We start from the raw sequence: 20,290 nt of genomic DNA on the forward strand, positions 1-20,290 counted from the left end.
CCCGGGCACGGGATCGAACCGATCTCACTCCTCTCCGGCCTCTTCCACGGGCGCCACCAGCGCCCGGTCCAGCCAGTCCGTCGGCAGGCTCTTGCTGGCGCGGGCACCGAGCAGCTTGAGTTGCTCGCTGCGACTGATCAGGTTGCCACGTCCCTCGGTGAGCTTGTTGCGCGCCGCGGCATAGGCCTTGTCCAGTTGCTGCAGGCGCGAACCGACCTCATCGAGGTCCTGGACGAAGAGCACGAACTTGTCATACAGCGAACCGGCACGTTCGGCGATTTCCCGCGCATTCTGGTTCTGCCGCTCCTGGCGCCAGAGGCTGTCGATTACCCGCAGGGTGGCCAGCAGGGTGGTCGGGCTGACGATCACGATATTCTGCGCGAAGGCGTCCTGGAACAGGTTCGGCTCGGCCTGCAGGGCCGTCGAAAAAGCCGCCTCGATCGGCATGAACAGCAGGACGAAGTCGAGGCTGTGCAACCCTTCCAGGCGTCGATAGTCCTTGCCGGAGAGGCCTTTCACATGGTTGCGCAACGACGTTACGTGCTGCTTCAGCGCCTGCTGGCGCAGCAGATCGTCGTCAGCGGCGATGTACTGCTGGTAGGCCGTGAGACTGACCTTGGCATCCACCACCACCTGCTTGTCGCCGGGCAGGCGGATCAGCACGTCCGGCTGGAAGCGTTCGCCCTCGGCGCCCTTCAGGCTGACCTGGGTCTCGTATTCCCGGCCTTTTTCCAGGCCCGCATGCTCGAGCACCCGCTCCAGCACCAGTTCGCCCCAGTTGCCCTGGGTCTTCTGGCCCTTGAGCGCGCGGGTCAGGTTGGTCGCTTCCTCGCCCAGGCGCAGGTTGAGCTGCTGCAGACGCTCCAGTTCCTTGCTCAGGGAGAAACGCTCGCGCGCTTCCTGCTGGTAGCTTTCCTCCACCCGCTTCTCGAACGCCTGGATGCGCTCCTTCAGTGGATCGAGCATCTGCCCCAGGCGCTGCTGGCTGGTCTCGGCGAAACGCTGTTCGCGCTCGTCGAAGATCTTTCCCGCCAGTTCGGCGAACTGTGCCCGCAACTCGTCGCGGGCCGACTGCAGGTCGGTCAGGCGCTGCTGGTGGCTTTCCTGCTGCTCGCGAAGTTCCGCAGCCAGCGCAGCCCGTTCGGAAGCCAGGCGACGCACTTCCTCTTCCCGGCCCTGGCGCTCGCTGGCCCAACGTGCCTCCGCCTGGGACGCCCGTTGCCGCTCCTCCCCCATCAACTCGGCTTCCCGACGCAGCGCGGCGACCTCGCCGGAGAGCCTGGCATGGCGCTCGCCGAGTTGCTGGTAAGCCTCCCTACTGGTCTCCAACTGCGCATTCAGCCCGTCCTGGGCCAGTTGCGCGGTCGCCAGTCGCTCGCCGAGCAAGGCTATCTCGCGCTCCGCCAGGCTGGCCCTTCTCTGTAGCTGCCATGCCAGGCCGGCCAGGGGAATCGCGGCAGCCAGCAGGCCAAGCAACAGGTTCGGTAGATCGACGGGCATGGGGCACTCCAGCGGAAAACGACGCAACACCCGCCTGGCAGGCGCGCGTGCAGCGGATTCTAGGTTCTTGGGAAAAGACCGTCGAGCGAATAGCGCCGCGCCGAACGAGCACTCCGCTTCCGAGCTGTGCGTACCCCATGCGCAGGACATTTCAGATACTTCCATAACGGAAACCATCGCCCTGCGCCCTTCGCCGCCGGGACATTTCTGCTTCCACGGCATTTTTGTCGCGGCTACAGGGCTTGCCTTGGAGCGTGCGATGTGCTGTCGAGCAAGCGCTTGGGAAATCCACAGATCCTGTGGATAACCCAGTGGAAAAGCCCCTAAAAAACTGCCGAACCCCCGATGGAGTGGGGCTATGGGACAGATTGACGATTTTTTCACCAACTATTTTTATCGTTATTTTTCAATAAGTTACGTTTCAAACATGAAAAATCAAGCGTTTAGAGCCTAACGCTCTCAACCCTTGACAAGCTGCTTTCCATTTGTGCACAAATTTTCGCCGAAGCCTCTTGCCGCCCCATTGCAGGGCAATGCCGTTCGAAATCCTCAGCCACTCTTTCCCTCGGGGCATGCAGGCCAGCCCTGCCCAACCGGCAGGTGGCGGCCTTCAGACGGCGCCCCCGGATCGCTGGCAACCGTGCCCCCTCCACTCACGCCGGATGCGGCAACTTTCCGTCCACCAGGAACAGCTCCCAGGAGAAGATTTTCGGCGACCCCGGCACATGCGCCGGCTTGAAGGCCACGTAACCGGCCGTGGTTTCGCACAGCCAGGGCGTCAGGTTGCGAGGACGCTTTTCGGTGAAGGCCGCGGGCGTGAACAGGGCGACATTGCAGCCGCGCTCCGGGCAACGCGCCGAACGGTATTCGAATGCCTGCACCCCGGCGCTGCGCATGGCAGTTCCCAGTTCCTGGGGAGCGCGGTAGTCGGCGATGTCGGTCAGCGCAGCCTCGTGATCGGAGAAAGGCGGCGCCTGCAGACGGATTCCCCGCTCCACCTTCCAGCCCGCCTCGAACGAAGCGTGCTCGGACAGAATCCTCCCGCTCGGTGGCGGCACCACCATGCCACTCCACAGGACGCAACGGTAATACGCGCTTTCGGCCATGGCCGTTTCCAGCTTCAACGCGGCGTAGAACAGGCTTGGCTCGTGGCGACGGCCAAACCGCGACCCCCAGCGCAAGGGCGGATAACGGAACGGGGTCTTCAACAGGTAATGCAATGGCTCGGCATCCGCCGGCACCGGCGGCTTGCTCGACTCGAGCAGTTCCTCGAGCAACGCCTGTTCTTCCAGGGTGTCGACCAATTGCAGGGTCGCCACCTGCTCCTGGCTCTCCACCAACCGCACCAGGCGCCCCTGGAGCGGTCGGATATGCCGCTCACCCTTGCACTGTCGCCAGATCTCGCTCACCTTCCGCCCCTCGCTTCCTGTGGTGTCGGATGCCAGCGTAGCGGCACCGCAGTCTCCATTCAGCCAGGCTTGTCGCCTCTGGCTGCCAGCCTTTTCCGTGACAGGCGTAGGCCCCCGTACAGGCGCGCCGGGTATCAGACCTTGCCGCGGATCGCATCGAGGTATTCCAGCACATGAACCAGGCCCTGCACCTGTCCCATCAGTGCCAGCGGCTCGCCCGCCAGGTGATGGTTGGGAGTGCGCAGGAAGTGGCGCATGTCCTCCTGCTGCCCGCCGAACAGGGCATACAGTGCGCGATAGACTCGCACCAGCAGCAGAGCCAGCTCGCCGGTCTTGCTGTCCACCCGCAGGCCCTGGGTCTTCCAGCGGCTGATGGCGCTGCGATCGACGCCGACGATGCCGGCCAGTTCGAGCTGCGTCAGCCCCAATTGCTCGCGCGCGGCCAGGACGGCCTTGGCCAGGACGGCATCGGCGCTGGGACGTTCCTTGATGAGAGCGCTCATGACGACCTCCTCATGTGTGTTTACAACAAACTATCATTATTTTGCTGAAAACACACCTTGATTCGGTCGAGCCTAGAGAACCACGCGCAAGCATTGACCGGCGTGATAGAGAGAAAAACCCATCTCGTAGGCGCAACTGCGCAGCCTGGCCGCGGGGACGGGCTTCATGTCACTGAACGGCAACGGCAATGTCGCTCGCTCGCCGCTCAGCAAGTAGTCGGCGAACGCCTTGCCCACTACCGTACCGGTGGTCACGCCGCGTCCGTTGTAGCCGGTCACCGCCAGCAAGCCTTCCGCAGGCTCGAACAGGCGCATCAGATGATCGGGGGTGAAGGCGATGCAACCCGTCCAGCTGTACTCCCAGTTGACCTGGCCCAGGTCGGGAAAGTAATGGCTCCGGATTCGATCGGCCCATTGCCGCAGGAACCAGGCGGGCTTGTTCGCGCCATTGCCGAGGCTTCCCAGCAACAGGCGACCCTGGGCATCGCGACGAATGCTGCTGAGCACCGTCCTGGTATCCCAGGAACCCTGGCCGTGAGGCAGGATGCGCTCGGCCGCGGCGCCGTGCAGCGGCGCCGAAGCCACCTGGTAGTAGTAGCCGGGAAAGAAGTGCCGCCTCAGGTTGGTCCACTCGCCCTCGGTATAGGCGTTGGAGGCGATCACCACCTGTTCCGCCAGTACCGCCCCCGCGGCGCTGCGCACCGCCCACAGCGCGCCCTGCCGCTCCAGGGCGAGCACCGGCGAGCGCTGGTACAGTTGCCCACCCCGCTGTACGACGGCGGTAGCCAGTCCACGCGAATAGGCCATGGGATTGAGAGTGCCGGCGCGTCGGTCGAGCAACGCCGCGCTGATTCGCCGGGTGCCGCAGGCCTCGTGGCAAGCCGCGCCGGTCAGCAACTCCAGCGGAGCGCCGCGGCGCGTCCACTGCGCGTGACGGCGTTGCAGATCGGCCACGCCGCTGGCGTTGTGCGACATGTGCAGGGTGCCCTCGCGGCGCAACTGGCAATCGATGCCGAGGCGTTCGATGGTCTCCATCACCAGCGCCGGCGCCCGCCCCAGCACGGCGTTGAGCTTTTCTCCCTGCTCGGCGCCGAGGGTGGCGAGCACCTCGTCCGGGGGAATCCAGGTGCCGGCGTTGATCAATCCGACATTACGTCCCGACCCGCCGTGGCCGACCTCGTACGCTTCCAGCACGCACACCGAACGGCCGGCCTCCAGCAGGTGGAGCGCCGCCGAAAGCCCGGTGAAACCGGCGCCGATCACACATACGTCGGCGCGCTGCTCGCCGTTCAGGCTCGCCGCTCCGGACAGGCGAGGCGTAACCACTTCCCACAGACACCGTTGCTGCAAACCGCCCATGCGCGACTCCGCTGCCAGCCTCATTGCCATGCGGCGGGAGCCCGCCGCGCCCCGTTCAATCGAAGGTGATGCCCTGTGCCAGCGGCAGCTCGCGGGAATAGTTGACGGTGTTGGTCTGCCGTCGCATGTAGGCCTTCCAGGCGTCCGAGCCGGACTCGCGGCCGCCGCCGGTCTCTTTCTCGCCGCCGAACGCCCCGCCGATTTCCGCCCCGCTGGTGCCGATGTTGACGTTGGCGATCCCGCAGTCACTGCCCGCCGCGCCCTGGAACAGTTCCGCCTCGCGCAGGTCGGTGGTGAAGATGCACGACGACAGTCCCTGGGGAACCTCGTTGTTCAGGCGCAGGGCCTCGTCGAAATCGCGGTAGCCGACCACGTACAGGATCGGTGCGAAGGTCTCCGTGCGCACCACTTCGGTCTGTCCCGGCATCTCGACGATGGCCGGCGACACGTAGTAGGCATCCGGATAGCGCTCCTGCAATTGCCGCTCGCCGCCGAACACCCGCCCCCCCTGCTCGCGGGCTCGCGCCAGGGCGTCCTGCATGGCCAGGTAGCTGCGTTCGTCGATCAGCGGCCCGACCAGGTTGCCCTCCAGCGGATGACCGATACGGACCCTGGAATAGGCTGCCTTGAGGCGCTCGACTATCTCGTCCTTCACCGACTCATGGGCAATCAACCGGCGCAAGGTGGTGCAGCGCTGCCCGGCGGTGCCCACCGCGCCGAACAGGATGCCGCGCACCGCCAGGTCGAGGTCGGCGCTTGGCGCCAGGATCATCGCGTTGTTGCCGCCCAGTTCGAGGATGCAGCGAGCGAAACGCGCCGCCACCCGCGGCGCCACTTCGCGCCCCATGCGAGTGCTGCCGGTGGCGCTGACCAGGGCGACGCGACGGTCGTCCACCAGCGCTTCGCCGGCCTCGCGGTCGCCGATCAGCAATTGGCTCAGGTGCGCCGGCGCATCGCCGCCGAAGGCCCGCGCGGCACGCTCGAACAGTGCCTGGCAGGCCAGTGCGGTGAGGGGGGTCTTCTCCGAAGGCTTCCAGACCACGGAATTACCGCAGACCAGCGCCAGCGCGGTATTCCACGACCACACCGCGACTGGGAAGTTGAACGCGCTGATCACGCCTACCACGCCCAGCGGGTGCCAGGTCTCGCGCATGTGGTGGCCGGGACGCTCGGATGCGATGGTAAGACCGTACAACTGGCGCGAGAGGCCCACCGCGAAGTCGCAGATATCGATCATTTCCTGGACTTCGCCGAGGCCTTCCTGGGTGATCTTGCCCGCCTCCCAGGACACCAGTTCGCCGAGTTCGGCCTTGTGCCGACGCAATTCCTCGCCGAACAGCCGCACCAGTTCACCACGGCGCGGCGCCGGCACCTGGCGCCAGGCGCGGAACGCCTGTTCGGCGCGCTCGACCTTGGCGGCAACGGCGGCGCGCCCCTCCAGTCGCACCGCAGCCAGGCGACTGCCGTCGATGGGGGTATGCACGGCAAGCTCGCCATCGCGAAAAGCATTGGGGTCGAGGCCGAGACTGCGCAGCAATCCGTCGATCATGTGAGGTTCTCCTGGCTGTTCGTTTCCGCTCGTTTTAGTCGGTTTGCCCGGTAGCGACAAACGACCTTTATTCGCCACGTCATTCCGAGTTTTCATACTGGCTCCGAGCTGTCGCGATCCGCCGTGTTTCCCGTACCATGCACGCCTTCGCCGGCCAGCCCCCGCCTACCCGACATGGACAAGAAAAAGCTGTTGCGCCTGATCACGGAAAAGCTCGCCGCGGACCTGGAAGTCGCCGTCCGCGCCGCGCAGACCGCCCATGAGACGGCAACCCACGAAGAGAACGTCGCCGAGAACAAGTACGACACCCTCGGCCTGGAAGCGGCCTACCTGGCCGCCGGGCAGTCGCGCCGGGTCGAGGAGATCCGCCAGGCGCTGGGCCTGTACCGCAACCTGGTGCTGCGCGATTTCGACGAGGAACAGGGCATCCAGCTCACCGCGCTGGTCACCCTGCTGAACGCCGACGGCAGCCGGCGAACAGTGTTCCTCGGCCCCGAGGCGGCCGGGCTGAAGATCGATTGCGAAGGTCGCGAGGTGTTGGTCATCACGCCTCGCTCGCCACTGGGCCAGAGCCTGATCGGCAGGCACCCGGGCGACGAGACCGGGGCGAAGGACTCCCCCCTTGCGGTGGAAATCCTCGCCGTCGACTGAGGCTACTGCTGCGGCGCACCGCAGGCGCCGCAGAACTTCGCGCCCGCCGCGAGATCGGCGCTGCAGGCGATACAGCGCAGCGGCGCCAGGGCGCCGCCGCAGCCCTGGCAGAATCGTGCCGTCGCCGCATTCGCGGTGCGGCAGGCGCGACAGGCCATTCCCGCCGCGACTGGCGCCGGCGGATAGCCGCCCTGACCGCGGTGATGACCGCCGCCGTGATGACCACCGCCCTGTCCATGATGACGCCCACCCATCAACAACCGTTCGAAGAACCCCATGGCACAACCCTCTCGTCTGGATCTGACGGCTTCCAGTGAAAAGGCTGTAGCCACTACAGGGTCAATGGCGCGGAAACATCGGGAAACTCAAGTCCGCTTCACCACAGCGGCAACGCGTAGCTGACGATCAGCCGGGTCTCGTCGATGTCGTTGCCGAAATCGCTGCGGAAGGTGCCGTTGCGCAACTTGATCCCCAGGTTCTTCAGCGGCCCCGATTGCACCAGGTAGGCGATATCGGTGTCCCGCTCCCATTCCTTGCCGCGCCCACCGCCGTCCAGAAGGTCGATGTGTTCGCCACGCAGGTAGCGGCTCATGAATGTCAGGCCGGGCAGGCCGATGGCGGCGAAGTCGTAGTCGTAGCGCAACTGCCAGGAGCGCTCGTCCTTGTTGGCGAAATCGCCGATCTGCACGAAGTTGACCAGATACGGATCGGTCCCGGCCAGGTAGGCGAAGCCGCTGTCGCCGGACATGCGCTGGTAGCCGAGGCCGAAGGCGTGGCCACCCAGGCGATAGGTGAACAGCGCATTCAGCGCGCGATTGTCGACGCGGCTGCCGCCCTCGTCGGTGGAACGCGCCCAGCGGATGTCGGACTTCAGCGACCGGTCATCGGTGAGCGGCAAGAGGTGCTGCACGCCGAGATAATGCTGGCGGTAGAAATCCTCCAGGTTGGCGTAGTGGTAGCTGCTGCTCAGGCGCTCGCTCCAGCGGTAGGTACCGCCGGCGAAGTCGAAGCGGTCGCTGCCGGGGTGCCGGCCCGCCAGTACGTTGCGCTTGTTGCCGCGGGTGATGCCGAGGTCTTCGGCGTTGGTCGAGTCGCGCTGCTTGACCTGGCGCAACTGGCCAAACTGCAGCGCCAGCCCGTCGATCTCGTTCACTTCCAGCAGTCCACCCTGGAAGGTTTGCGGGTGCAGGCGCGTGTCGTTGAACTGCACCACCGGCAGCCTGGGCATCAGGCTGCCGATCTTCAGCGTACTGTGCGAGACCCGTAGCTTGGCGGTCAGGCCCAGGCTGGAATAGTCGTGGGCGGCGCGCCGGTCGCTCGTCGAATACGGCAACAGACCACTACCGGATCGCTCTGGCGAGGAGTCCAGCCTGACGCCCAGCAGGCCCAGCGCATCGATGCCCAGACCGAAGAGCCCCTCGGTGTAGCCGGACTCGTAGCGCAACAGGAAACCCTGCGCCCACTCCTCCGAATAGGACTGGCTGGCGCCGGGCTGGCGATAGTCGCGATTGAAATAGAAATTGCGCAGTTCGAGGCCGGCCTTGCCGTCGGCGAAAAACTCCGCCTGGGCGAACGACGGCAGCAACGCCAGCCCCGCGGCCAGCATCGGAACGGGAAGAATTTTCATTGTTGTTGTCTCTTCGTCGTCAGTGGATAGACACGGCGCCGCGGCCACTCCCTGCCGCGACCGCCGTGGCGGAGCGGATCAGACCCCGGCGAGCATGCCCTCCAGGCGTTGACGCACCAGTTGGCGCGCCTGCTCGACGATGTCCCTGAGCAACTCGGCGCAGGCCGGTTCGTCGTCGATCAGGCCCTGGACCATGCCGGCCGACCAGATCCCCAGGTCGGTATCGCCCTGCTGGTACACCTGGCGACCGCGCTGGCCGCTGACCAGCGCGGCGATATCGGCGTAGCCGGCGCCGCCGCGTGCCTCGATCGCCAGTACTTCCTGGCTGATCGCGTTGCGCGCCACCCGCGCGGTATTGCGCAGGGAACGCATGATCAGGTCGGTGGAACGCTCGTCGGCCGCACGGATCGCCGCCTTCACCGCAGGGTGTATCGGACATTCGCGAGTGGCCAGGAAGCGCGTGCCCATGTTGATCGCGTCGGCGCCCAGCGCCAGCGCCGCGACCAGGCCACGTCCATCGGCGAAACCGCCGGAGGCGATGATCGGCACGCGTAGCCGGTTGGCCGCGGCCGGCAGCAACACCAGGCCGGGGATGTCGTCCTCGCCCGGGTGGCCGGCACACTCGAAGCCGTCGATGGAGACGGCGTCCACGCCCAGTCGCTCGGCCTTGAGCGCATGGCGCACGGCGGTGCACTTGTGGATCACCTTGACGCCGTGTCGACGGAATTCGGCGATGTGCTCGCCGGGGTCGTTGCCGGCGGTTTCGACGACGCGGATTCCCGTCTCGATGATGGCTGCGCGATATTCGGCATAGGGCACCGGCTTCTGCGTCGGCAGCAAGGTCAGGTTGACCCCGAACGGCCGATCGGTCAGCTCGCGGCAGCGGGCAATCTCCGCAGCCAGTGCCTCCGGGCTCGGCTGGGTCAACGCCGACAGCGTCGCCAGGCCACCGGCGTTGGCCACCGCCGCAGCCATCTCGGCACGGCCGACCCACTGCATGCCGCCCTGCATGATCGGGTGTTCGACGCCGAAGGTCTCGGTGAAACGGGTCCTGAACACGCCCATGGATTGCCTCCTCGGTCAGATCGGGTCCCAGGAGAACACGTCCGGGCTGCGCGCCAGGTCCATGAAGCTGCCGCGCAACGCCGGCATGCCGTGCTCGGCGATGCTCTGCGGGGTCCAGCCGTGCTCGCTATGCACACTGCGCAGCGGCCGGCTCTGGCTCATCAGGAAGAGTTCGTGGTGACGCGCGGCGAACACCTGGCCGGTGACCTCGCGGGCGGCGTCGGACGCCAGGTAGACGGCCAGCGGCGCGTTCTTCTCGGGGGTCATGCGCTGCAGCTTGTCGACGCGGGCCTTCTGCTCCGGGGTTGCGGCCGGGATCGAGTCGGTCATCCGGCTCCAGGCGAACGGCGCGATGCAATTCGAACGCACGTTGTAGCGCTGCATGTCGAGGGCGATGGATTTGCTCAAGGCGACGATGCCCAGCTTGGCCGCGGAATAATTGGCCTGGCCGAAGTTGCCGATCAGCCCGGAAGTGCTGGTCATGTGTACGAAGGCGCCGGCCTGCTGGGTACGGAAGCGTTCGGCGGCGGCCCGGCTGACGAAGAAGCTGCCGTTGAGATGGACATTGATCACCGACAGCCAGTCGTCGGCGCTCATCTTGTGGAAGATCGCATCGCGCAGGATGCCAGCGTTGTTCACCACGATATCCAGACGCCCGAAACCGTCCATGGCGCATTCGACGATACGCCGCGCGCTGTCCCAGTCGGCGACGCTGTCGGTGTTGATCAGACCTTCGCCGCCTCGCTGGCGGATCAGGCCAAGGGTCTCTTCGGCCGGCGAGGCCGACCCGCCCTCGCCCTGTAGCGATACGCCGATATCGTTGATCACCACCCGTGCCCCGGAATCGGCCAGGGCCAGGGCGATCTCGCGGCCGATGCCGCCGCCCGCGCCGGTAACGATCGCGACCTTGCCTTCATTGAGTCTGCTGCTCATGGGTAATCCTCTTCGTCCCGTGGATGTCGTTCGGTTGCGCTCAGCCCGGCAGGCCGAGGACGCTCTTGGCCAGGATGTTGCGCTGGATTTCGTTGCTGCCGCCGTAGATGGTGGTCGGCCGCGACTGGATGAAGATCCCCGCCGGATGCAACTCGGGGTCTTCGGCGAAGGGCTGCAGCAGGGCCGAATCCTCCCCGGCGACCTCCAGGCCCAGCTCGCTGATGCGCTGGAACAGTTCGGACTGGAAGATCTTCAGCATGGATACCTCCGGGCCGAGGCTCTCCCCACGCCGCAGGCGTTCGGCGAAACGCTCGTAGAGCGCCTTGTGGCTGTCCAGGTCCATGCTCAGCGCGGCGAAGCGGCGCACGAACAGAGGGTCGTGCCACAGTCCCAGGTGCCGGGCCAGGCGCTCCAGGCGCTGGAGAGCGAAGGTGGACTGCTTGGGCGAACCGAGGAAGATCCGCTCGAAACCGAGCAGCGCCTTGGCCATGCTCCAACCCTGGTTGATTCCGCCGACCAGGCTGTCGTAGGGCACCCGCACGTCGTTGAAAAACACTTCGCAGAACTCGCCGTGCAGCTCCAGGTTGAGGATCGGCCGCACCTCGATGCCCGGGCTGTCCATCGGCACCAGCAGGAAGCTGATGCCGTGCTGCGCCTTGGCGCTGCGCTCGGTGCGGACCAGCAGGAAGATCCAGTTGGCCTCCGAGCCCATGGTGGTCCAGGTCTTCTGTCCGTTGATCACCCACTCGCCGTTTTCCAGGCGCGCCTCGGTGCGCAGGCTGGCCAGGTCGGAGCCGGCGTTGGGCTCGCTGTAGCCCTGGCACCAGATGTCTTCGCCGCTGAGAATGCGCGGCAGGAAGCGCGCCCGTTGCGCCTCGTCGCCATAGCGGATCAACAATGGGCCGAGCATGGTCACGCCGCTGTCGGGCAGGCGCGCGCAGCCGTACTCCTCCATTTCCTCCATCATGATCAGTTGCTTGCCGGCGCTCAGCCCCATGCCGCCGTACTCCCTGGGCCAGCCGGGACACAGCCAGCCCTGGCGCGACAACAGCAGGTACCACTCGCGGGTTTCCTCGCGCCCCAGGCGACGGGGCGGATTGCGGATGCGCTGCGGATAGTTGGCGGCGATCCACTCACGGACCATCAGGCGAAAGGCGTTGTCATCGAGACTGTCGTAGTCGCTCATCTCAGTTTCCTCTGAATACGGGGGGACGCTTGGCGAGAAAGGCCGCCTTGCCCTCGGCGTGGTCGGCGCTGAGAAACAACTGGCTCTGCAACTCGCCCTCCCGCTCCAGCAATAGGTCAAGGCCCTCGGCGAGCAACGCCTTGGTCATCGCCAGGGGCAACGGCGCCTGCTGCTCCACCCGCCCGGCCAGCTCCAGCGCCATCGCCAAGGCGCCGCCAGCGGCGCAGAGGCGGTCGGCCAGGCCGATGCGCAGTGCCTCCTCGGCCTCTACCACCTGGCCGAACATCAGGATCTGCCGTGCCCGCCCCCAACCGATGCGCGCCGGCAAGGTATGCAACTGGCCGAGGTCGGCGAGCAGCCCGACCTTGCCGAAGCCGGCGGCGAAGCGGGCGCCGGCGCCGCAAACGATGCTGTCGCAGGCCAGCGCCACGGACAGCCCGGCCCCCACCGCCCAGCCCTCGACCGCGGCGATCAGCGGCTTGCCCATGCGCACCATCTGCCGCACCAGCCGCGCGTTGTCCTGCATTCGCGCCCTGCCGGCGGCCAACTCGGTCACCCGCATGTCGCCCAGGTCGCCGCCGGCGCAGAACACCTCTTCGCCACCGGTCAGCAGCACGCTGCGGATCGATGGGTCGCATTCGGCCGCCTCCAGGGCCCGCAGCAATTCCATGCGCAGCGCCGGCGACAGTGCGTTGCGCCGGGCCGGGTTGTCGAAGCGCAACAGGCGCACCGTGCCGCGCGTTTCCTGCAACAAACCGCTCATCAGGCCACCTCCCGCTGTAGCAGCGCGGCGTAGCGCGCCTTGTGGAACGCCAGCGAGCCGTGGGCATTGAGCAGTACCATGGCGCGGCGCAGGAACAGGCCGATGTCCGCCTCGTCGGTGTAGCCGATGCCGCCGTGCAACTGGATGGCCTGGCGGGTCACCAGCAGAGCCGCTTCCGAGGCCCGTACCCGTGCGCTGGAAACCTGCCGCTGGCGCTCGCTTTCCGACGCCCCGGCATCGATCGCGGCGGCGGCCTGCTCGACCATGGCGCGCGACAGTTCGATCTGGATCCTCAGGTCGACCATGCGGTGCTGCAGCGCCTGGAAACTACCGATCTCGCGGCCGAACTGGCGACGTACCTTGAGGTACTCCAGGGTTCGCTCGAAGGCGCCATCCATCAGTCCGACCAGATAGGCAGCGCAGGCCAGCGCTGCCTCGTCCAGAACCTGTTCCGTTACCTCGCCGGACAACCACCGTGCCGGCGCATCGCGGAAACGCAGGCGCGCCAGGTGAGCGCCATCCTGGGTCGCCTCGCAGAGCAGTTCCACGCCATCGGCATCGCGCTCGACCAGCGCCAGGCCCTGCTCGCAGGCCACCAGCCAGGCATCGGCGGCACCAGCCAGATGTACGTGAGCGACTTCGCCGTGCAACCGCCCTTGCTGCATACGAGGGCGTCGCCGCCCATCGCGGTAGGCGATGCCCGCCGGCAGGACCAGCCGCTCAGCGGCCAGCAACGCAACGCGCTCGTCTTCCGGCAGCAGCGGCGCCACCAGCCCGGCCTCGATCAGCGGCTCGGGCAGCAGGCCGCGCCCCAGCGCCTCCAGCAACGCCGCGTATTCGCTCATGCCCAGGCCGCTGCCGCCCAACGCTTCATCCAGGCGCAGCGCCGGCCAGCCCATGGCGCAGACCTCGCGCCAGGCCTGGCGGTCCACCCCGCTACCGGTGAAACGACCGCGGCGCACGCGGGTCAGGTCGCCGTCGCGCGGCACCAGCGAAGCCGCGCTGTCGCGGATCATCCGCAGACGCTGCTCGCGCTCGCCGGCCCACTCGTCTTGCTCACTCATCTGTTCGCCCTCCTGTCGATACGCCGACCGCCCGTTCGTCATCTGCACGGGCGGCGCCGGCTTGTCCGCGCGGAGCGACCGCGCAGGCCGTGGTCCGGACGCGCGACGGATGGCTCCGCTGCCGCGCCGCCGGAACTCCGCTACGGCTTAGCCGCGCGGTACCTGAAGCTGCCCGAGGCCATGGCGATGACCTCGCCGTCCTCGTTGCAGATTTCCGCCGTGCAGAAGCAGATCGTGCGGGTCCGTCGCACCACCCTGCCAACCGCACGAAGCTCGCCGCGGGCGCTCCCCATGAAGTGGGTAGCCATGTCGATGGTCACCATCGAGCAGTCCGGCAGGCAGGCACGGATCGCCTGGGCCATGGCGGCGTCCAGCACCGACATCAACACCCCGCCGTGGAACTGTTGCAGGTAGTTCATCAGTTCCGGGCGATGCCCCAGGCGCACCCGCGCCACCCCGTCGGCATCGGTCCAGCGCTCGAGGCCGATGAACTCCTGGAAGCTGGCGGGCCGCTGCTCCGCCGCTGGCTGTCGTGGAAAAGAACTCATGGATGTGCACTCCTGCCGCAGGATCAGGCCTTGGCCGCGCGCCGCTCGGCGGTATCCCCGGCACTGCCCGGCGCTTGCCGTCGGGAAGCGCTCTCGGCATCGCGGGACTCGCGGTTCGGGTCGTAGAGCCGGTCCGCAATGAACAGCGCCGGGATCAGCCCGGTGAGCACGTAGGTGATGCCCATCACCAGGAAACCCGCGCCGATCGACACGTGGGTGGCCAGCAGGCCGATGCCGGCGGGCGCCACCGCCGCGCCGATACGACCCAGGTTGTAGGCGGTGCCCACCGCCGAGCCGCGGACGCGGGTGGAGAAGCTCTCGGTCATGTAGGTGGCCAGCACCCCGACCGGAACGCCGTAGATGAAGCCGAAGGTGATGAGGATCCAGAGGATGTTGGAGGGCGAGTGGTAGAACACGATCAACGGCATGAAGGCGGCGCTGCCGATGGCCCCGGCGGCGAAGGTCAGGCGCCGGCCGAAGAGATCGGCGCAGACGCCGGCGGCGACCTTGCCGAGGATCATCGCGCTGTAGGTGCCGACCATGTAGCCGGTCATCGACTTGAAGTTCATCCCCAACTCGCTCTCCAGGTAGGACGGCATCCAGTTGTTGGTGCCGTAGTAGCCGAACAGCAGGAAGCAGGAGGTGAGGCTCCAGAGCAGGAACATGCCGCGCGTTTCCGGATCGCCCAGCATCCGTCCCAGCGGGCCGGCGCCGCCAGCCTCGGCGTGGCTCTGCGGAGCCGCGCCGGGACGCTGGCGCCCGGCCTGGGCCGCGAGCCAGGACGGCGACTCCGGCACCCAGGGCCGCAGGGCCAGGCAGACCAGCGCCGGCGCCACGGCGGTGAAGAACAAGGCGCGCCAGCCGAACTCGGGGATGATCTGCCCCGCCAGCAGGGTCGCCACCAGGTAGCCCACGGTCCAGCCGGCCTGCATGGCGGCGAGGATGGTGGTGCGGTACCTGGTTCCGACGCACTCGGACATCAGGATGTTGCAGGCGACGAACAGCGAGCCGAGGCCGAGCGAGGCGACGAAGCGGATCAGCGCGAACTGCCAGTAGTTCTGGGTCAGCCCCAGCAACGCGGTACCGATGGAGAACAGCACGATGGTCCAGGTCACCACTCGCACCCGGCCGAAGCGGTCGCAGCACCAGCCGCCATAGATGCCGCCGACGGCCATGCCGGCGAGAGTCAGGCTGCCGAGGGAGCCGGCTTCGAAGTTGCTCAGGCCGAATTCGGCCTTCAGGCTGTTGAGGCTGTAGGCCAGGAACATCAGGTCGACGCCGTCGGCGAGCAGGCCGAGGAAGCAGAAGACGAAGGCGATCAGCATGGTGCGCCGGGAAATGGCCGGCGCCGGGTTCGGGGAAAGCGCGGTTGCATTCATTATTCTTGTTCTCGCAAGCAGGATTTCGGTTGATCTTCACGGCAGCCCGACAGTCGTTCCCTCGCGCCGCCGCCCTTCGCTTCAGTCCGGCCGCTCTGGCGGCGGACCTACCCGGCCGTTGTCCAGCACCACCACATCGCGCTCGACGACGCGAGTGCGGAACGAGCCGTCGCTCCACATCTCGGTACGCAAGGTCTCGCCGGGAAACACCGGAGCCGAGAAACGTACCTGCAGATGTCCCAGTTGCCCCGCGCGGTAGTCGGCGAGCCCGCGCAACACCGCGTGGAATGCCACGCCGAGGGTGCACAGGCCATGCAGGATCGGCCGCGGGAAGCCGGCCCGCAGCGCTGCCGCGGGCTCCGCGTGGAGCGGGTTGTCGTCGCCGTTGAGGCGGTAGTACAGGGCCTGCTCCGGACGGGTCGGCAGGTCGAGTCGCAGGTCGGGTGTCCGTTCAGGCAAGCGATGCGGCGTTTCCGGCACCTGCCGGGAACCACCGAAGCCGCCGTCGCCGCGAAGGAAGGTGGTGCTGCGGGCGACAGCCAGCACCTCGCCGCTGAGCGCGTCGCTGAGCACCTTCTCGCTGTAGAGCAGCGCGCCCTTGTCGGCGCCCTTGTCTACCAGACCGGTGACCCGGGTCCGGCCGATCACCTCGCCTTCCGCCGGCAACGGCCGCCGCCACTCCAGGCGCTGCTCGCCGTGAACCAGGCGCAGCGCGTCCACGCCAGTCGCCGGATTGCCCAGCCAGAAGCCCGGATGACCGAGCACCAGGGCCATGCACGGCAATGCCTGGAGATCGCGGCACGGATCGACGTAGGCCAGTTGGCGCTCGTCCAGCGGGTCGCCGCCCAGACCGAGGCTCAATGCGTAGAAGGCGCTGTCGCGCCGGCTGTAGCGCTGGCGTACTTCGGGGATCGGGTAGTTCAGGAGCACCTCAGGATCGAGCGCCATCGGCCACCTCCTCGACTTCCAACACCGCATCCACCGCCCAGGCGCCCTGGCCCTCCGGCAAGGCGATGACCGGGTTGAGGTCCACCGAGCGCAAGCGCTCTCCCGCCTCCCAGGCGAACCGCGAGAGATTCGACAGCAGCCGTGCCAGCGCCGCGACGTCGGCCCGCGGCCGGCCACGCGCGCCGAACAGGAGCGGCGCGCCTCTGATGCTACGGATCATCGCCTCGGCTTCGTCGACCTCGAACGGGCAGCGGCGGAACACCACGTCCTGCAGCACTTCGACGAAGATCCCGCCCAGGCCGAACAGCGCCACCGGGCCGAACAGCGGATCGCGCTGGATCCCCATGAAGCACTCCACCCCGCCCTGCAGTTGGCGCGCCACCAGGACGCCATCGAGACGCGCCTGCGGCGCCTTCTCGGCGGCCCGGCGCAGGAGCAGTTGGAAACCGGCGCGTACCGCGTCCGCATCGCTTACGCCAAGCAGCACGCCGCCGATTTCCGACTTGTGCTGGATGTCCGCCGAGGCGAGCTTCAGCACCACCGGGTATCCGATGCCCTCGGCGAAGGCAACCGCCTCTTCGGCACTGCCCAGCACCGCCTCGGCGGCGGACTCGATACCGGCGCGCGCCAGCAGGCGCTTGGCCTCGGCTTCGCCGGGCGTGGAGGCGGGCAACTGTAGCCCGCCGGCAGGCCGGCGCAGGCGCAACGGCCGGGCGAAGGCTTCGCCGAACCGCCCCATGGCCTGGATCGCCACTACCGCCCGGGTGGGGTCTTCGAACAGTGCGAAGCCGGCCTCCTCGTAGGGTGCCAGCTCCTCCCCCTCGCCCATCACCGAGACCACGAACAGACGCTCGGGATGAGCCTCCTTGATCCGCCGGAACTGCTCGGCCAGACGCGCGCCGATGGAGGCGGCGGTGCCGGCCTGGGTGAAGAAGGCGAGCAGCGAACGGTAGCCACCATCGACCACCATCGACTCGGTAAAGTCGCGCACCAGCGTCAGGTCGTTCAGGGCCTGCGCGGTGCAGTCCACCGGGTTGATCGGCGAAGCGAAGGACAGCCGTGCCTTCAGCCGCTCCTGGGCCATGTCCGGCATCGGCGGCATCGGCAGGCCGACTTCCTCGGCGACATCGCTGACGATGATCCCGGCGCCGCCGCTGACGGTGATCATGCCGAGGCTGTTGCCCACCGGATAGATACGCCGGGTGGCGAGGTAGGCGATGTCCATCAGTTCCTCGGTGGTCCTGGCGCGGATCACCGCATAGTCGCCCAGCACGGCGTCCAGCACCTTGTCGTCGCCGGCCAGCGAAGCGGTGTGGGACAGCGCCGCGCGGCTACCCAGGGCGCTGCGCCCGACCTTGTGCAGGATCACCGGCTTGCCGGCGCGATGCGCGGCCTCCAGGGCGGCGAGGAAGCTGTCGACGTTGCGGATGGATTCGGCGTAGGCCATCACCACGTCGATCTCCGGCGACTCCACCAGCCAGCCGATGCTGTCGCCCAGGGTGACGTCGGCCTCGTTACCGGTGGCCACGCAGATAGGGGTTCCCAGGCGGCGCTGGCACGCCATGCCGAGCAGGTGCGCGCCGTATGCGCCGGACTGGGTGGCGATGCCTACCCGGCCGGGCAGCGGTACGCCACGTTCCAGGCTGGTGGAGAAGAACGCGTAGTAACCGAGGTTACTGTTGAACGCGCCCAGCGCATTCGGACCGAGCAGACGCATACCGTACTCGCGGGCAGCGGCTACCACCGCATCCTGCATCGCCGCGCCGGCCTCGCCGACCTCGCTGAATCCGGAAGAGAACACGATGGCACTGCGCGCCCCCTGGCGGCCCAGTGCCCGGACGGTCTCCAGCACCTGAGGCGCAGGCACCGCGACAATGGCCGCGTCCGGTGCCTGCGGCAGCTCCGCGACGCTGGCGAAGGCCGGTAGCCCCTGGATTTCAGCACGGTTCGGATTGACCGGGAGGATTTGCCCGGCATAGCCATGGCGCAGCATGTAGGCGATGGGTCGGCCACCGATGCGGGTCGGGTCGCTGGAAGCGCCGATCACCGCGACCGAGCGTGGTTCGATCAATGGAGTAAGACTGGCGAAACGGGGAGCGTCGATGAGCTGTTGCGAGTGGTTCGCTGACATGGGTTCACCTGATCCGTTTGTCTGTGGCCGGCACGACAACCTTCTCGCGGGCGAGCGCGCCCGCGGGACGCCGCCACGGCAGCGCCCGGAAGGCCTGTCGGCCAGGGGTCTAGAGCGTGTCGCCGGTACCGAGCAACGCGGTTACCTGGCTGGACAGCGTGCCGCCGTTGCCGTGCAGCAACGCCACGTCGGCCTTGGCCAACTGCCGCTCGCCGCCCTGGCGGCGGAGCTGGGTCACCGCCTCGATGATCAGGAACATCCCGTACATCCCCGGATGCACGCAGGACAGCCCGCCACCGTTGGTGTTCACCGCCAACTCGCCGCCGGGCGCGATGCGTCCGCCCTGGACGAATGGGCCGCCCTCGCCCTTGGCGCAGAATCCCAGGTCCTCGAGGAACAGCAGGGTGTTGATGGTAAAGGCGTCGTAGAGCATCACCAGGTCGATGTCGGCGTGCCGCACACCGGCCATCTGCATGGCTCGCGGAGCGCTTTCCGAGGCCGCCGTCACGGTGAGGTCGGGCATCGACACGATCGAGCGATGCCACTGCGCTCCGGCCGCGCCAAGGAAGTACACCGGCGCATTGGGCAAGTCGCGGGCGCGCTCGGCGCGCACTACCACGCAGGCGCCGCCGCCGTCGGTGACCAGGCAGCAGTCGGCGGCGCTCAGCGGGTCGCTGACCATCCGCGCGGCAAGGACGTCATCGACGCTCAACGGTCCGCGGGCGAACGCCTCGGGATTCAGGTTGGCCCATTGCCGGGCAGAGACCGCCACCTCGGCGAGCTGCTCGCGTGTGGTGCCGTACTGGTGCATGTGCCGGCTGGCCGCCAGGGCATAGGCGGTGATCGGGTGGCGCGGCTTGTAGGGCGTCTCGTGCCATTGTGGCTCGCTCATCGATACCAGGCGGCCGCCGGCGGTTCGCTGGTTGGAGCCGTAGCAGATCAGCGCAGCGTCGCAGAGACCGGCCTCCAGTGCCAAAGTGGCCTGCAGCAGGTGCAGCTCGAAACTGGAGCCGCCGATATTGGTGCCATCCACGAATTTCGGGCGGATGCCGAGGTATTCGGCGACCGACAAGGTGGGAAAGGCATGGGAGCTGGTGGCTGCGAAGATCGCGTCGATGTCGGAAAGCTTCAGGCCGGCATCGGCAATGGCCCTGAGCGACGCCTGGCCGAGCAGTTCGATGGCGCTGTAGCCCGGCGCCTCGCCGACGCCGGCGCTACCGATGCCGACGATGGCGGTCTTGCCACGGATGGCTGCGCTCATGGTCGTCCCTCCTGGTGGGGAACGAACACCACGACATTGGCACCATCCTGCTCGACGATGCGCGCCTGCACACGGGTGCCGATCGGCAGGCTCTGGTGCCCGTCGATCCGCGACATCATGCGCACGCCCTCGTCCAGGTCGACCAGCGCGACATTGTGATTGCCGCCGCGGGAGCGATTGACAGTGATCGCGTAGAGCGTACCCAGGCCGCTGGCGGGAACCCACTCGAGATCAGTCTCGCCGCTACCCGGCACCAACTGGCGCGGGTAGAACACATGGCGACCGCTGGAACGGCTGCGCTGCAACATGAAACGGCCCTGGGCGAGAAACGCAAGGTACTGCGCCTCAGGTCCCGGAGTACTGCCATCGGGAAGATCTGCCACGAGGTTTCTCCTTTGTTCTTGTCGACCTTTG

At 67.3% G+C, this 20,290-nt stretch carries 19 protein-coding genes; 1 reads left to right on the top strand and 18 read right to left on the bottom strand.

Features of this window, described 5'->3' with window-relative positions:
• Window positions 1-24: 24 nt before the first annotated feature.
• The 5 genes from AC1RB9_RS20500 to amaB form a co-directional block, all read right to left on the bottom strand.
• Entirely contained in the window at window positions 25-1,386 is a 1,362-nt protein-coding gene (locus tag AC1RB9_RS20500) for a DNA recombination protein RmuC (RefSeq protein WP_003081943.1), read from the bottom strand.
• A gap of 767 nt (window positions 1,387-2,153) precedes the next feature.
• On the bottom strand, window positions 2,154-2,909 hold the full coding sequence (locus AC1RB9_RS20505) for an RES family NAD+ phosphorylase (protein ID WP_003449003.1): 756 nt from the start codon (window positions 2,907-2,909) through the stop codon (window positions 2,154-2,156).
• 134 nt (window positions 2,910-3,043) lie between these two features.
• Window positions 3,044-3,412, bottom strand: coding sequence for an antitoxin Xre/MbcA/ParS toxin-binding domain-containing protein (locus AC1RB9_RS20510; RefSeq protein WP_003086329.1), 369 nt, complete (start codon window positions 3,410-3,412; stop codon window positions 3,044-3,046).
• A 72-nt stretch (window positions 3,413-3,484) separates the two neighbouring features.
• Window positions 3,485-4,771 carry an L-pipecolate oxidase gene (gene amaA / locus AC1RB9_RS20515; RefSeq protein WP_481864876.1) on the bottom strand — a complete coding sequence of 429 codons (1,287 nt, stop codon included), beginning with the start codon at window positions 4,769-4,771 and terminating at the stop codon, window positions 3,485-3,487.
• A gap of 55 nt (window positions 4,772-4,826) precedes the next feature.
• Window positions 4,827-6,320: an L-piperidine-6-carboxylate dehydrogenase gene (amaB, locus tag AC1RB9_RS20520; protein ID WP_003086325.1), complete on the bottom strand. Its 1,494-nt coding sequence runs from the start codon at window positions 6,318-6,320 to the stop codon at window positions 4,827-4,829.
• 174 nt (window positions 6,321-6,494) lie between these two features.
• Here amaB and AC1RB9_RS20525 point away from each other — a divergent pair, with 174 nt between their 5' ends.
• Window positions 6,495-6,971: a GreA/GreB family elongation factor gene (locus tag AC1RB9_RS20525; RefSeq protein ID WP_003112531.1), complete on the top strand. Its 477-nt coding sequence runs from the start codon at window positions 6,495-6,497 to the stop codon at window positions 6,969-6,971.
• Window positions 6,972-6,973: 2 nt separating this feature from the next.
• Here AC1RB9_RS20525 and AC1RB9_RS20530 read toward each other — a convergent pair whose 3' ends face one another.
• From AC1RB9_RS20530 to AC1RB9_RS20590, 13 genes are all read right to left on the bottom strand, one after another.
• Window positions 6,974-7,249, bottom strand: a complete 276-nt coding sequence (locus AC1RB9_RS20530; protein WP_010792073.1) for a zinc ribbon domain-containing protein — start codon at window positions 7,247-7,249, stop codon at window positions 6,974-6,976.
• A gap of 98 nt (window positions 7,250-7,347) precedes the next feature.
• Complete coding sequence (locus AC1RB9_RS20535; protein ID WP_023086513.1) at window positions 7,348-8,598, bottom strand: OprD family porin; 1,251 nt, start codon at window positions 8,596-8,598, stop codon at window positions 7,348-7,350.
• Between the two features lie 78 nt (window positions 8,599-8,676).
• Window positions 8,677-9,663 carry an NADH:ubiquinone reductase gene (locus AC1RB9_RS20540; RefSeq protein WP_004353331.1) on the bottom strand — a complete coding sequence of 329 codons (987 nt, stop codon included), beginning with the start codon at window positions 9,661-9,663 and terminating at the stop codon, window positions 8,677-8,679.
• A 15-nt stretch (window positions 9,664-9,678) separates the two neighbouring features.
• Window positions 9,679-10,596, bottom strand: a complete 918-nt coding sequence (locus AC1RB9_RS20545) for an SDR family NAD(P)-dependent oxidoreductase (protein ID WP_003123194.1) — start codon at window positions 10,594-10,596, stop codon at window positions 9,679-9,681.
• A 40-nt stretch (window positions 10,597-10,636) separates the two neighbouring features.
• Window positions 10,637-11,782 (bottom strand): acyl-CoA dehydrogenase family protein, encoded by a 1,146-nt coding sequence (locus AC1RB9_RS20550; RefSeq protein ID WP_003123195.1) that lies wholly within the window; start codon window positions 11,780-11,782, stop codon window positions 10,637-10,639.
• 1 nt (window position 11,783) lies between these two features.
• On the bottom strand, window positions 11,784-12,545 hold the full coding sequence (locus AC1RB9_RS20555) for an enoyl-CoA hydratase/isomerase family protein (RefSeq protein ID WP_003086299.1): 762 nt from the start codon (window positions 12,543-12,545) through the stop codon (window positions 11,784-11,786).
• Complete coding sequence (locus AC1RB9_RS20560; RefSeq protein ID WP_003158193.1) at window positions 12,545-13,609, bottom strand: acyl-CoA dehydrogenase family protein; 1,065 nt, start codon at window positions 13,607-13,609, stop codon at window positions 12,545-12,547. Before AC1RB9_RS20560 ends, AC1RB9_RS20555 begins: the two co-directional genes overlap by 1 nt.
• A gap of 140 nt (window positions 13,610-13,749) precedes the next feature.
• Window positions 13,750-14,157 carry a PaaI family thioesterase gene (locus tag AC1RB9_RS20565; protein WP_003158192.1) on the bottom strand — a complete coding sequence of 136 codons (408 nt, stop codon included), beginning with the start codon at window positions 14,155-14,157 and terminating at the stop codon, window positions 13,750-13,752.
• A gap of 23 nt (window positions 14,158-14,180) precedes the next feature.
• Entirely contained in the window at window positions 14,181-15,536 is a 1,356-nt protein-coding gene (locus AC1RB9_RS20570) for an MFS transporter (RefSeq protein WP_003158190.1), read from the bottom strand.
• 81 nt (window positions 15,537-15,617) lie between these two features.
• Window positions 15,618-16,484, bottom strand: coding sequence for a MaoC/PaaZ C-terminal domain-containing protein (locus tag AC1RB9_RS20575; protein WP_003112540.1), 867 nt, complete (start codon window positions 16,482-16,484; stop codon window positions 15,618-15,620).
• Window positions 16,468-18,615 (bottom strand): acetate--CoA ligase family protein, encoded by a 2,148-nt coding sequence (locus AC1RB9_RS20580; protein ID WP_003448989.1) that lies wholly within the window; start codon window positions 18,613-18,615, stop codon window positions 16,468-16,470. Before AC1RB9_RS20580 ends, AC1RB9_RS20575 begins: the two co-directional genes overlap by 17 nt.
• A 109-nt stretch (window positions 18,616-18,724) precedes the next feature.
• Window positions 18,725-19,876, bottom strand: a complete 1,152-nt coding sequence (locus tag AC1RB9_RS20585; protein WP_003448986.1) for a thiolase — start codon at window positions 19,874-19,876, stop codon at window positions 18,725-18,727.
• Window positions 19,873-20,259: a Zn-ribbon domain-containing OB-fold protein gene (locus tag AC1RB9_RS20590; RefSeq protein WP_003086280.1), complete on the bottom strand. Its 387-nt coding sequence runs from the start codon at window positions 20,257-20,259 to the stop codon at window positions 19,873-19,875. The genes AC1RB9_RS20585 and AC1RB9_RS20590 overlap by 4 nt, the downstream gene beginning before the upstream one ends.
• Window positions 20,260-20,290: the final 31 nt, after the last annotated feature.

Source organism: Pseudomonas sp. 20-5 (assembly GCF_056782835.1).

What these genes read in the sequence shown, in the direction of transcription:
- AC1RB9_RS20570 (WP_003158190.1), bottom strand. Translation starts at nt 15,536, where the DNA reads ATGAATGCAACCGCGCTTTCCCCGAACCCGGCGCCGGCCATTTCCCGG.
- AC1RB9_RS20575 (WP_003112540.1), bottom strand. Translation starts at nt 16,484, where the DNA reads ATGGCGCTCGATCCTGAGGTGCTCCTGAACTACCCGATCCCCGAAGTA.
- AC1RB9_RS20565 (WP_003158192.1), bottom strand. Translation starts at nt 14,157, where the DNA reads ATGAGTTCTTTTCCACGACAGCCAGCGGCGGAGCAGCGGCCCGCCAGC.
- AC1RB9_RS20510 (WP_003086329.1), bottom strand. Translation starts at nt 3,412, where the DNA reads ATGAGCGCTCTCATCAAGGAACGTCCCAGCGCCGATGCCGTCCTGGCC.
- AC1RB9_RS20555 (WP_003086299.1), bottom strand. Translation starts at nt 12,545, where the DNA reads ATGAGCGGTTTGTTGCAGGAAACGCGCGGCACGGTGCGCCTGTTGCGC.
- AC1RB9_RS20545 (WP_003123194.1), bottom strand. Translation starts at nt 10,596, where the DNA reads ATGAGCAGCAGACTCAATGAAGGCAAGGTCGCGATCGTTACCGGCGCG.
- AC1RB9_RS20550 (WP_003123195.1), bottom strand. Translation starts at nt 11,782, where the DNA reads ATGAGCGACTACGACAGTCTCGATGACAACGCCTTTCGCCTGATGGTC.
- AC1RB9_RS20525 (WP_003112531.1), top strand. Translation starts at nt 6,495, where the DNA reads ATGGACAAGAAAAAGCTGTTGCGCCTGATCACGGAAAAGCTCGCCGCG.
- AC1RB9_RS20585 (WP_003448986.1), bottom strand. Translation starts at nt 19,876, where the DNA reads ATGAGCGCAGCCATCCGTGGCAAGACCGCCATCGTCGGCATCGGTAGC.
- AC1RB9_RS20535 (WP_023086513.1), bottom strand. Translation starts at nt 8,598, where the DNA reads ATGAAAATTCTTCCCGTTCCGATGCTGGCCGCGGGGCTGGCGTTGCTG.
- AC1RB9_RS20530 (WP_010792073.1), bottom strand. Translation starts at nt 7,249, where the DNA reads ATGGGGTTCTTCGAACGGTTGTTGATGGGTGGGCGTCATCATGGACAG.
- amaB (WP_003086325.1), bottom strand. Translation starts at nt 6,320, where the DNA reads ATGATCGACGGATTGCTGCGCAGTCTCGGCCTCGACCCCAATGCTTTT.
- AC1RB9_RS20540 (WP_004353331.1), bottom strand. Translation starts at nt 9,663, where the DNA reads ATGGGCGTGTTCAGGACCCGTTTCACCGAGACCTTCGGCGTCGAACAC.
- AC1RB9_RS20580 (WP_003448989.1), bottom strand. Translation starts at nt 18,615, where the DNA reads ATGTCAGCGAACCACTCGCAACAGCTCATCGACGCTCCCCGTTTCGCC.
- amaA (WP_481864876.1), bottom strand. Translation starts at nt 4,771, where the DNA reads ATGGGCGGTTTGCAGCAACGGTGTCTGTGGGAAGTGGTTACGCCTCGC.
- AC1RB9_RS20560 (WP_003158193.1), bottom strand. Translation starts at nt 13,609, where the DNA reads ATGAGTGAGCAAGACGAGTGGGCCGGCGAGCGCGAGCAGCGTCTGCGG.